The organism is Flavobacterium sp. YO64 (genome assembly GCF_004119505.1).
In the GTDB taxonomy this organism is placed as follows: domain Bacteria; phylum Bacteroidota; class Bacteroidia; order Flavobacteriales; family Flavobacteriaceae; genus Flavobacterium; species Flavobacterium oncorhynchi.
This window is the reverse complement of sequence record NZ_NRQV01000017.1, coordinates 13,899-26,430: the sequence shown is the minus strand read 5'-3', so window position 1 is coordinate 26,430 and position 12,532 is coordinate 13,899. Positions and strand designations below refer to the sequence as shown.

Below are 12,532 nucleotides of genomic sequence, written 5' to 3'. Positions count from 1 at the left end.
AAAACCGATTAAATAGGAGATTGGCGTTTTTTTGAGTAATTTCATTTTTTCAAAATTTAAAACTCATGGTACAATTAACCAAAACTCTTTTTGCAATCGCTTTTTTTTCAGTAATAACTGCAAATGCTCAAAACGAAACATATGCAAGTCCCAAAGAAGTTGCAGATACAACTTTTGTAAATTTAAAAGACTATAGCAAAGATTTTGTGTACGATATGAAATATGCGACCGAAGACAATTTTTTGAAAGCAAAAGTATACGATTGTGCAGAATGTTTACTGCGTTACAAAACGGTTAAAGCCTTGATTGCGGCCAATAAAGATTTTATCGAAAAAGGCTATAGAATTAAGCTTTTTGATTGTTACAGACCTTTATCGATTCAGAAAAAAATGTGGGAGATTGTTCCAAAACCTGAATATGTTGCAGATCCAAAAAAAGGATCAATTCATAATAGAGGAGGAGCTGTAGATATTACATTAGTTGATTCTAATGGCAAAGAGTTAGAAATGGGGACTTCTTTTGATTACTTTGGATTTGAGGCAAGCCACAGCTTTCCAACACTTCCTAAAAAAGTAAAATCGAACAGAAAATTTCTGAAAAAAATAATGATTCAGAATGGATTCAATCCGTTCGATTCAGAATGGTGGCACTATAATTTAAAAACAGGGCTCAAAGACCCTGTTTCTAATCAAAATTGGAATTGTGAATAATTAATTATTCAACACATCTTATGTTTTGCATAAAGTAAGTATTGGGTTGATACGTCTTGCCGTTCATTTCAGAAACCAACTCGCTTTTTACAATATAATCGTCTATATTAGTCAAGTACTTAATTCTCATGATTGAAACTGGTGATTTTTTCAGTTCCTCAAAGTTATCTTTCATGAACATAAAAATTCCTGTATTAACACGGTTGTCAAAACCTTTATCATCGCGAAGTAAAGTGCCGCAGTTTTCTTGATTGATATGTAGTAAAGTAACAATTTTACCATTTTCTAACTGCAAAAATATTTTTGAGTTTTTATCAAAACAGTTGGCTTTCATAAAATCTTTACTTTTTTGAATCAGCTGCATGTTCAAAGTTGGAAGACCATCCGTTTGCGCCAGTGAAAAGAAGATGTAGCTGGAAGTACCTCCAAAGTTTTTCTCGCTTACTAAATATTCATTAGTTATTTTATAAGTTCCAATAGAATCGGTAACATTAGCACTGTATTCACATGGTTTTTGTGCAAATGCAGTAAAGGTTAATAAAAAAAAGGTTAGTGTAATTAAGTGTTTCATTTTAAATTATTTTTCTGCAAATTAAAACTATTTTGTTATCATTTTTATCAGTTGTAAAAAAACAATATTTATTACCACCATTTTTTATTTTCCATTTTTTTCGAATGTTCTCTACCGTTTCAGGAAAATTTCTAGTGGTAATATTTGCCTGCTCGTTTACAAGCTCTGTTTTCATATCATTTTTACTGTACGGAATCACTTTTTCTATTTTGAAAGTACGCCCTGGAAAATCAATTAATTCGTTAGAAGTATATAAATGCGAATGCTTGTGCAGTTTGCCAATCTTAAAAATCGAGCTTACTTCATCAAATCCGCCAGATTTCATTATTGCCGAATTGGGTTCGTAAATGTACTTTTTAGGCAATTCATAAGGCATAAAATCCATTTCGTCATCCAAGACAAAATCAAAGGTTTCAATTTTATCCTTTAAAATATTAGCCGTTTTTAAAGTGATACTGCCTTTATACTGATTGTGAATTTCAAAAAGCAATTCTTTTACCTCGTTTTCGAGAGCAATTATATGAATGTTTTTTACAAATTTTAATTCAGATAAACCAGCAGAAATATCTAGTAAAGGAGCCGTTTTGATTAAAATAGAATTCGATTTTTCAAAATAAAAGTCTAATGATTCTGGAACATTTGGCAAACAGTCTTTCAGCATAAAAACCTTGCCTTTGGCATCATTTCGGCGAGAAGGATCAATATAAATCCAATCCCACTTTATTTCAGATTTTTCTAAAACATCTGCAGAATCAGCAGCGTAGAAATCACAGTTTGCAACTTTCAGCTGTTCAAAATTATGTTTTACAATATTGGATAAATCTTCATTGATTTCGCAATGGGCAACAACTTTAAACTTTTTAGAAAAGTAATAATCATCAACTCCAAAACCACCCGTAAGATCAATTAAAGATTTACCAGAAATTAAAGAAGCTTTATATTCAGCCGTTTTTTCTGATGAGGTTTGTTCGACAGAAACCTTGCTTGGATAAATAATGTTTTCAGTTGAGAACCAGGTTGGCAGTTTATCTTTAGCTTTAGTTCTGGCTTCGATTTGATTTAAAACTGCTATCCAGTCAACCTCAGGAAAAGGATTTTTCTGAAGCGCAAGTTTACTAATAGAAACACCAGTATTTTGAGTAATAAATTCTTGGATATTTTTGTTTAAAATCGAAAAGTTCAATGCTAAATTCTTTCAGTTAATACGGAGACAATTTTGTTGTCAGGGAAAAATTCTTTTAAGATTACTTTCACCATCGTAAAAAATGGAATTGCAATAATCATTCCTACGATTCCAAAAGTGATACCGCTGATTACCGTAATTAAGAATATCTCTAACGGATGCGAATTTACACTTTTTGATGAAATTATAGGCTGGCTGATATTATTATCAATGGCCTGAACAAGCAAAAAGCCTATGACTACATATATTGTCGTAGGTAAAATCTCCGATTGAAAATCTTGCCCAATTAAGCTGATCATAGTTAATAATGCCGCCAGTATAGTACCTATAATTGGTCCTATATAAGGTATGATGTTTAAAATTGCACATAAAAAAGCAATTACAAATGCATTTTTGTTGCCAAAAATAAGAAGCACAATAAAATACAAAATAAATACGACCGTTAATTGAAGTAATAAACCAATAAAATAACGGGTTAAAAAATGATTTATCTTGGCAACTGAGTTTAAAATTTTATCTTCATTAGTGTCAGGCAGAATTTTTCTTGCCGAAACTTTAAAGGCATCTTGATCTTTAATGAAGAAAAAAGTTATGAAAAATACCGAAACGAATCCCATACCCATATCTGCCATAAAACTAAAAAGAGAGTTTAAGAATCCCGTAAAATAGGTTAAATCCAACATCGAAGTTATTTTAGATTCTTTTAAAACTTTATTCAAATCTACATGCTGAATATTAAAGTAACTTTCAATACTTTTTTCTGTAGCAATAAACTGCTGCTGCAAGTTGTTAGTATCGAGCAGTGATAAATTATTGGCTTGTGAAATAATTAATGGAACAAATAGTAAAATAAAACCCACTAAGGCTAATACAAAAAGGATAAGTGTGGTAGTGGCGGCCAATGAATTGCTGAATTTTAATTTGTTTTTCAAAAACTGCACTAACGGATTTGCAATCAGACATAGTATTAAAGAAATACATAAGTAAACAATAACACTTTGAATTTCATATAAAAAATAGAGTCCCGCACCTACAAGTAAGATTGTAGTTAAAGCTCTTAAAATTCCGTTTGAAATAGTTTTTGACGTCACCATATTTAAATTTTAGATGATAAATATAGGAAAAAGCTTTTGAAAATTTTGGATAAACAAAAAAAAGCGAGATGATAACATCTCACTCTTTGTTTTGTAAATATGGTGTTTGTTTTAGATTCCAAAAGCCGCTCTTGGTCCTCCTGAAAGGAAAATAGCAGCCATTCTGCTTTTTTGTCCTTCTGAAAACATATACATGGCATTATCGTCAACATAATCCATATAATTCATTGTCATTTCTACAGGAGTTCCTGTGCATGTGCTGTAATGCGGATATGCTGGAACACCATAGTTTGCAGTATTGTGTGTTGGTGTATCAGTTACTAAGTCACTTCCACAGCTTGCATCTCCCCAAATATGGCGTAAATTCATCCAGTGACCCACTTCATGAGTTCCAGTTCTGCCAAGGTTAAATGGTGCATTTGCCGCTCCGGATAAACCAAAATATCTAGAATCAATTACAACTCCGTCAGTTGCCGCAGCACCGCCGGGAAATTGTGCATAACCCAAAATTCCGCCTCCAATTGCGCAAGACCATAAATTAAGTTTTGTGGTTGGAGAAGTTGGTGCTATGCCGCCTTGAGCCGTTTTTTTCATGGCGTCATTTGTACCCCAAGAAGTTTTAGTTGTTGATTTTCTGATTACTTGATCTAAAACAAATGTAATTCCTATATTGGCTTTAACTCCTGAAAATAAAGCAGGAACATTTCCGTAATCAGAATTTTGTGCATTAAAATCTTTGTTTAAAACATCGATTTGTGTTTGAATTTGTGCATTCGAAATATTCTGTGCTGCGGTTTTGTACAATACATTCACAACAACCGGAATTTCGATTTTGCCATTCACTAAACGATTTGTAAGTAATTTTTGATTGGTAAAGGCTTCAATTTCATTCATCCTAATGGCTAACATAGGATCTGCCTTTAATTGAGCGTCTAAAACTTCCTGTGAAGCACAAGCACGACGAGTTACGGCACTTGTATCTGAATTTGAGGATTCAGTTTGGTCGTTTTGACATGAAAACAGCACTAATGCTGTGATTGCGGTAATAATAACTTTTTTCATAATACTTGGGGTTTTTGTTATAAAAAATTAAATTTGGTTATTTATGTCGCAATTTTATAACAAAATGATGTTTTGGCCAAAAAAATATAACAATTTTTTTGTCAGAATTTTACAAGCCCTTGTATAATCTAGTTCTTACAAAAATGTTAAATATTTTTTTATGAAGTAAATTCGTATAAAGCTATGCTTGCAGCTTGCACAACATTCATGCTGCTGTTTTTTCCAAACATATTTATGTGCACAATTTGATGTGAAATTTTTAGAAGCTCATCAGAAATTCCATTAATTTCATTGCCGATAATAAGTGCAATTTTTTGGTTTTTAGGAATTTGAACTTCTTTTAAAGGTTTGCTGGTACTTGTGATTTCAAGTGAGATAATCTCGAAATTGTTTTCTTTCAGAAAAGTGATTAAGTCAGAAGTTTCTTCAATAATAGTATGAGGTACGTGAAGATGTGTGCTGCGTGAGGTTTTGTTAATTTTTCTTGGAGTCAAAGGAATATCCTTGCCTAAGAAAATAATATTTTCAACTCCTAAAGCTTCACCAATTCTAAAAAGAGAACCAATATTTTGCTGAAAATAAATATGATCGCAAACCAAAGTTATTGGAAATGTTTTTCTTTCAAATTGGTTTTCTTCGTGAGTAAGCTGCACTTTTTAGTCTTTAATTGGTAAAAATATAGTTGATGATATTAGCGCCCATTTTTAGCGCTTTATCTCGAACATTTGTGGGATCATTATGTACTTCTGCATCTTCCCATCCGTCACCTAAATCACATTCGTAAGTGTATAATAAAACTAATTTATTTTCGACGAAAATTCCAAAAGCCTGTGCGCGAGTTCCATCATGCTCATGAATTTTAGGAAGACCGTTTGGAAAAGGATAAGGTTTTTGAAAAATTGGATGATTAGCAGGAATTTCGATTAAATCATTATTTGGAAATATCTTTTTTATTTCCTTTCGAATATATTGATCCATTCCATAATTGTCATCAATATGTAAAAAACCTCCAGCAGTTAAGTAATTTCTAAGATTAGTAACATCAGAATCGCTGAAAACTACATTTCCATGACCAGTCATATGCACAAATGGATACGAAAGTAAATCAGGATTACTAGGTTCAACAGTTGATGGTTTTGCTTTTATTCTAGTATTAATGTTCGCATTGCAAAATCGTATTAAGTTTGGAAGTGATGTTGGATTTGCATACCAATCGCCGCCTCCGCTGTATTTAAGCAAAGCAATTTCTTGAGAGAAAGAAGAAATAGAAACGAATAAAAATAAAAGAAATATTTTTTTCATAGTTATTGAATAACAATTAGTTTGAAACTTCATTAAAAAATACAACACTATGACAAGCTACAACTGCAGCAGTTTCAGTTCGTAATCGAGTATTTCCTAAAGTTACTGGTTGAAAGTTATTTTCAATAGCCAACGCAATTTCCTTATCCGAAAAATCGCCTTCAGGACCAATTAATAAAGTTACATCTTCGTTTGGTTTTAAGGCATCTTTCAAAGATCTTTTGTCTGTTTCTTCACAATGCGCGATGAATTGCAAACCTTTATTTTTTTGTTTAATGAATTCTTTAAAAGAAACAGCATCATTTAGTTTTGGAAGAAAAGTTTCATTTGACTGCTTCATAGCCGATAAAATGATTTTTTCAAAACGTTCTAAATTAATCACTTTTCTTTCAGAACGATCGCATATGATTGGCGTAATTTCCTGAATTCCAATTTCGGTGGCTTTTTCTAAAAACCATTCAAAACGATCATTCATTTTAGTTGGCGCAACGGCTAAATGTAAGCGGAATTTTGGTTCTGGAGATTTTTTTATAGAAAGTACTTCAACAATGCATTTATTATCAGAAGCTAAAGTTATCTCGGTTTCAAACAATAAACCCGAACCGTTTGTAACATGAAGAATATCCGAATCTTTCTTGCGTAAAACTTTTATAATATGTTTGCTTTCTTCTTTATCAAAAGAAAAACTCTTTGTTGTTTCGTCTATATCAGGATTGTAAAATAACTGCATAATTTAAAATTGAATTCTCGCTTTTGAAACCACCGCAGAAGTTTCAAAACGTTTTGATAAGTATTTTTGATAACCTACAATTCCAATCATTGCAGCATTATCTGTGGTATATTCAAATTTTGGAACAAAAGTTTTCCAGCCGTATTTACCTTCACTTTCTTTAAGTCTGGTTCTAATACCTGAGTTTGCCGAAACACCTCCGCCAATTGCAATTTGTTTAATTCCTGTTTCTTTGACAGCAAGTTTTAATTTGTCCATCAAAATTTCAATAATAGTATATTGTATTGAAGCACAAATATCATTAAGATTCTCTTCGATAAAATTTGGATTTTCAAGTTTATTCTTCTGAATAAAATATAAAATTGCCGTTTTTAATCCTGAGAAACTAAAATCTAATCCCGGAACTTTTGGTTTGGTAAATGCAAATGCTTTTGGATTTCCTTCTTTGGCATATTTATCAATTAAAGGTCCGCCGGGATAAGGAAGACCAAGAATTTTGGCACTTTTATCAAAAGCTTCTCCTACAGCATCATCAGTTGTTTCTCCGATGATTTCCATATCAAAAAAGCCGTTTACTTTTACAATTTGAGTATGTCCGCCGCTGATTGTTAAAGCTAGAAATGGAAATTCTGGTTTATCAAAACCTTCTTCGTCTATAAAATGCGCCAAAATATGGGCATGCATATGGTTTACAGCAATTAAAGGAATTTTTAACGCTAATGCTAACGATTTACTGAAAGAACTTCCAACCAATAATGATCCCATTAAACCCGGACCTTGTGTAAAAGCGATCGCAGTTAGCTGTTCTTTTTGTACATTTGCCTTACGAAGTGCGGCATCAATTACAGGCACAATATTTTGCTGATGCGCCCTCGAAGCTAACTCAGGAACAACACCGCCATATTGGTTGTGAATTAACTGGTTCGCTACAACATTTGAGAGTACTTTGTCGTTATGTAAAACTGCGGCCGCAGTATCGTCGCATGAACTTTCGATGGCAAGAATAAAAACCTCTGGATTTTGCATATAAAGGCACAAATTTTGAATTATATTTGACAAATCAAATTTTCAATTTTCTTTGATTGTAAGGAGAAGCCAAAATTAAAGAATTTTTATCAAAACAGTCGTCCTTTGTCTGTTCAAAATAAATTAATACAAAAACAATAATAAAAAGCAGTTATCAAACGAATTAAGAAAATAGTATCCAGAACCCTGATTGGCTTAATTTTACTTTTGCTGGTACTTGCTATCACATTGTCGCTGCCTGTTGTACAAACAAAAATCGCACGATATATAACTGAAACTCTGAATACTGATTTTAAAACAAATATCAGTGTAGAGAAAACAGCAATCAATATTTTTGGCGGAGTAAAACTTAAAAAAGTCCTGATTTTAGATCATCATAAAAAGACTTTAATCTATTCTGATCTTATTACTACAGATATTTTAAGCATTAAAAGATTGCTTGACGGCGATTTAATTTTTGGAGATCTTCGTTTAACGGGTTTGATTTTTAATTTGAAAACCTATAAAAATGAGAATGAAAACAATATTAATAAATTTATTAAATTGTTTGAAACGGGAAAAAAAACGCCGAAATCTGATAAGCATTTTCTCTTAACAGCTCGAAATGCTTATATCACCAATGGTAATTTTTCGGTTATTGATGAAAATAAAAATACACCAAGATTCCTAGATTTTAAAAAGCTGAATGCTTATATCAGCGATTTTAAGTTGTATGGTCCTGATGTAAATACCACTATTCATAGATTTTCTTTTTTAGATCATCGAGGTTTATATGTTTCAAACTTTGCAGGTAAATTCAGTTATACCAAAAAACAAATAAAAGTTGAAAATTTAGCCATAAAAACAAAGAGATCGTGGATTTACGGAAAAGCAATTTTGAATTATAAAATCACCGATTTTCTTGATTTTACAGATAAAGTTCAGTTTGATGTAGCTTTAGATTCGTCTTCGATTGCTTCAAACGATATTCGTTATTTTTATGACGGACTTGGAAAAAATCAGCATTTTAGAGTTAGAACTAAAATAAAAGGGCCTTTAAATAATCTGAATTTAAATCATCTTAGACTTAGCGATTCTAATGGATCTAAAATTTTTGGAAATATTAATTTTAGAAATCTGTTAGGAAGCAAGACGCAAAAGTTTTCTATGAACGGAAAGTTCGATAAATTAATTTCGAGTTACGATAATCTAGTAGTTATACTTCCCGAGATTTTAGGCAAAAAACTGCCAAAAGAACTTAAAAAAATAGGCAAGTTCAATATTGTCGGGAAAGCCAAAGTTTCGACTACAGATTTAGAAGCTGCTTTTAAAATGGCAACAGATCTTGGTAATGGTGTTGTCGATCTGCATATGAATAATATGGATTTTATCGACAAAGCATCTTACTCAGGGAATATTGTATTAGATAATTTTAATGTAGGTGCATTATTAGACCGAAAAGATATTGGTAAAACAACATTAAATATAGATGTTGATGGTGTAGGTTTTACAGAGAAATATTTAAATACTAAGATAAAAGGTGATATTGCAAAACTAGATTACAATAAGTACACCTATAATAACATAGTGGTAAACGGGAATTTTAAATTGCCATATTATAAAGGACAGGTTTCTGTAAATGATCCAAATTTGAGTTTGACTTTTGACGGTATTGTCGATTTAAGCAAACGTGAGAGTAAATATGATTTTCACATAAATGTAGAAAATGCCGATTTAAGAAAACTTAGGTTTGTAGACGATTCAATTTCTCATTTTCAAGGAGATGCCATTGTCGAAGTTACAGGAAATTCAATTGAGAATCTTCAGGGAAATATTTTTATCAAAGATGCCGTTTATCAAAATCCAAAATCGACTTATATTTTTGATGAAGTTACTATAAATTCTGGGTTTGATGAAAATAAGCTTCGTACTATAACAATTAATTCTACCGACGTTGTTGATGGAGAAATAGTAGGTAAATTTCGTTTCGATCAGTTAGATAAATTGGTTATGAATTCTGTAGGAAGTTTATATACCAATTACAAACCTTATAAAGTAAATAAAGGACAGTTTTTACGCTTTAATTTTCATGTATATAATAAGGTAGTCGAAATGCTGTATCCGGAAATGAAAATTGACTCGAGTACTGTCGTTCGTGGTAAAATAGATGCTGATCAGAATGAGTTTAAATTTAAGTTTAATTCACAGCAAATTACAGCGGCCAAAAATACTTTTGATAATATAAGAGTCAGCGTTGATAATAAAAATGCACTGTATAATGCTTTCGTAGAATTAGACAGTATCAAAACGCCTTATTATAAAATACGCGACTTTAATTTAATTAACGTTACCGCAAAAGATACTTTGTTTGTAAGGTCTGAGTTTAAAGGAGGAGAAAAAGGAGAGGATTACTTTAATTTGGATTTGTTCCATACCATTGATAAAAACAAGAATAACATTGTTGGGATTAAGAAATCTGAAATGAAGTTCAAAGATTATCTATGGTATTTAAATGAAAATTCAGAAAAAGATAATCAGATCGTTTTTGATCAGTTTTTCAAGAATTTCACCTTTGACAATATAGTTCTGTCGCATGAAGATCAAAAAATTGATTTAAATGGGGTTATAAAAGGCAAAGACTATAAAGATCTGGTTTTGAATTTTGAAGACGTTGATATTAATAAAATTACGCCTTTAAATTCGAAGTTTGTATTTAAAGGTAATTTGAACGGTAATATAAATTACAAGCAGAATAAAGATGTTTATCAACCCACCGCAACAATTTCGATTGATAAGCTGAATCTAAATGAAATAGATTTAGGGACTTTAAAATTTGATATTGCTGGTGACGAAAGTTTTAGAAAGTTTACTATAAATTCTTCTATTGTAAATGGTTTTGCGGAGTCGTTTAGAGCAAATGGTACTTTTGCTATAGAAAATAAAGAAACGTTTTTAGATTTAAGTTTAAAGTTAGAAGGATTTAACCTTGCGACTTTAGGAAAAGTTGGCGGTGATGTTTTGTCGAATGTACGAGGTACAGTTTCAGGAAATGCAGCAGTAGTAGGAAATTTGAAGAAACCTGAAATCAACGGAAGACTTTATGTTGAAAAAGCAGGAATGACAATTCCGTACTTAAATACCGATTATGAACTTAGTGATCGAACTGTAATTGATTTAACAGATGAGAAATTCTTGTTCAGAAACAATCAATTGACGGACACTAAATTTGGAACAAAAGGATTGCTTAATGGAACAATTGAGCATCATAATTTTGGAGATTGGAAACTAGATTTAACCATAACTTCTAAACGTTTATTGGCGCTGGATACAAAAGACAGCGAAGATGCGGCGTATTTTGGAACAGCTTTTATAAACGGAACTGCAAGTATAAAAGGCCCTGTAGATGGTTTGTTTATTAAAGTAGACGCTAAATCTGAAAAAGGCACCGAAGTCAAAATTCCTATAAACAATTCGCAAAGCGTAGGAGAAAGCAGCTGGATTCATTTTGTAACGCCAAAAGAAAAGTACAATTTAGAAAATGGTATTGTCGAAAGAGTAAAAAACTACAACGGATTAGAGTTGGAGTTTGATTTTGATATTACACCAGATGCTGAAGTTGAAGTAATTCTAGATCGAAATTCCGGACATGGAATGAAAGGGAAAGGTTATGGATCGCTGTTGTTTAAGATTAATACACTTGGTAAGTTTAATATGTGGGGAGATTTCCAGGCATACGAAGGAACTTATAATTTTAAATACGGCGGTTTAATCGATAAAAAATTCTCTGTTAAAAAAGGAGGATCTATTATTTGGGAAGGAAACCCAATGAAAGCGCAGTTGAATCTTGAAGCGGTTTATAAAACATCAGCAAATCCTGCGGTATTGCTTGATAATACCTCTTCATTTAATAAAAAAGTACCAGTAGAAGTAGTTATTGGTTTAAGAGGAGATTTAGCAAGTCCAGAGCCTAATTTTGATATTCAGTTTCCATCAGTAAGTAACGTGCTAAAATCTGAAATTCAATATAAGTTAGATGATAAAGATATTCGTCAAACACAAGCGCTTTATTTATTGTCTACAGGTTCGTTTATGAGTACAGACGGATTTAGCCAAGGTGATTTATCTGGAACGTTGACAGAAACCGCTTCGAGTTTATTAGGCGGAATTATAAAATCAGACAATGATAAGGTTAATATCGATTTAAATTATATTTCTGCAGATAAAAGGCTGGGGCAAGAAGCCGATGGTCAGTTTGTAGCTAATATATCTTCTCAGATCAACGAAAGAATTACAATCAATGGTAAGTTAGGAGTGCCGGTTGGTGGTGTTAATGAATCTGCAATTGTAGGTGATATTGAAATTTTGTATCGCGTAAATGATGACGGATCAATGAATCTTCGTTTGTTTAACAAGGAGAATGATATTAATTATATCGGGCAGGGAATTGGTTATACACAAGGAGTTGGTATTTCGTACGAAGTCGATTTTGATACTTTTAGCGAATTAGTAAACAAAATGTTTAAAAATCATAAATTAGAACGAGCCATTAAAAACTCTGATGATTTTCAAGATTCTAATTTAAATCCTGACTTTGTTAATTTTACCAACAAAAAAGAATCAGAGAAGAATAAGAAAGAAGCTGAAAAAGATAAAAAGAAATCTCAAAAAGAAGAAGAGAAAAAAACACAGCCTAAAAATAACAGTGAAGGATTAATTCCAGATAACGATTTTTAGCCGATTGTTAAAAAAATGCTATTTCAACCCATTATTTATATAATGGGTTTTTTTATGCGTATTTTAGACAATTAATAATTTTTCAGCTTAATAGAGTTTATGTGTTTTTTGTAACACTTCATTTGGCTATTGTTAGTTTTA

10 protein-coding genes are annotated in these 12,532 nt (G+C 31.7%); 2 read left to right on the top strand and 8 right to left on the bottom strand.

Annotation, left to right across the window (positions count from 1 at the left end):
- Positions 1–65: 65 nt before the first annotated feature.
- Positions 66–710, top strand: coding sequence for a M15 family metallopeptidase (locus BOW57_RS13420; RefSeq protein ID WP_129054936.1), 645 nt, complete (start codon positions 66–68; stop codon positions 708–710).
- Between the two features lie 4 nt (positions 711–714).
- Here BOW57_RS13420 and BOW57_RS13415 read toward each other — a convergent pair whose 3' ends face one another.
- The 8 genes from BOW57_RS13415 to tsaD all read right to left on the bottom strand — a co-directional run bounded on the left by BOW57_RS13415 (position 715) and on the right by tsaD (position 7,678).
- Positions 715–1,281 carry a hypothetical protein gene (locus BOW57_RS13415; RefSeq protein WP_129054934.1) on the bottom strand — a complete coding sequence of 189 codons (567 nt, stop codon included), beginning with the start codon at positions 1,279–1,281 and terminating at the stop codon, positions 715–717.
- A gap of 1 nt (position 1,282) precedes the next feature.
- Complete coding sequence (locus BOW57_RS13410) at positions 1,283–2,464, bottom strand: class I SAM-dependent methyltransferase (RefSeq protein ID WP_129054932.1); 1,182 nt, start codon at positions 2,462–2,464, stop codon at positions 1,283–1,285.
- Between the two features lie 2 nt (positions 2,465–2,466).
- Positions 2,467–3,558 (bottom strand): AI-2E family transporter, encoded by a 1,092-nt coding sequence (locus tag BOW57_RS13405; RefSeq protein WP_129054930.1) that lies wholly within the window; start codon positions 3,556–3,558, stop codon positions 2,467–2,469.
- Between the two features lie 111 nt (positions 3,559–3,669).
- Positions 3,670–4,620 (bottom strand): zinc metalloprotease, encoded by a 951-nt coding sequence (locus BOW57_RS13400; RefSeq protein ID WP_129054928.1) that lies wholly within the window; start codon positions 4,618–4,620, stop codon positions 3,670–3,672.
- A gap of 158 nt (positions 4,621–4,778) precedes the next feature.
- On the bottom strand, positions 4,779–5,273 hold the full coding sequence (locus BOW57_RS13395; RefSeq protein ID WP_129054926.1) for a TrmH family RNA methyltransferase: 495 nt from the start codon (positions 5,271–5,273) through the stop codon (positions 4,779–4,781).
- A gap of 10 nt (positions 5,274–5,283) precedes the next feature.
- Entirely contained in the window at positions 5,284–5,922 is a 639-nt protein-coding gene (locus BOW57_RS13390; protein WP_129054924.1) for a DUF4159 domain-containing protein, read from the bottom strand.
- Between the two features lie 16 nt (positions 5,923–5,938).
- Positions 5,939–6,652: a 16S rRNA (uracil(1498)-N(3))-methyltransferase gene (locus BOW57_RS13385; protein WP_129054922.1), complete on the bottom strand. Its 714-nt coding sequence runs from the start codon at positions 6,650–6,652 to the stop codon at positions 5,939–5,941.
- 3 nt (positions 6,653–6,655) lie between these two features.
- Positions 6,656–7,678: a tRNA (adenosine(37)-N6)-threonylcarbamoyltransferase complex transferase subunit TsaD gene (gene tsaD, locus BOW57_RS13380; RefSeq protein ID WP_129024644.1), complete on the bottom strand. Its 1,023-nt coding sequence runs from the start codon at positions 7,676–7,678 to the stop codon at positions 6,656–6,658.
- Positions 7,679–7,885: 207 nt separating this feature from the next.
- On the opposite strand from tsaD, the gene BOW57_RS13375 reads away from it, so the two are divergent.
- A complete protein-coding gene (locus BOW57_RS13375; protein WP_241687446.1) occupies positions 7,886–12,391 on the top strand; it encodes a translocation/assembly module TamB domain-containing protein in 4,506 nt (1,501 codons plus the stop codon).
- Positions 12,392–12,532: the final 141 nt, after the last annotated feature.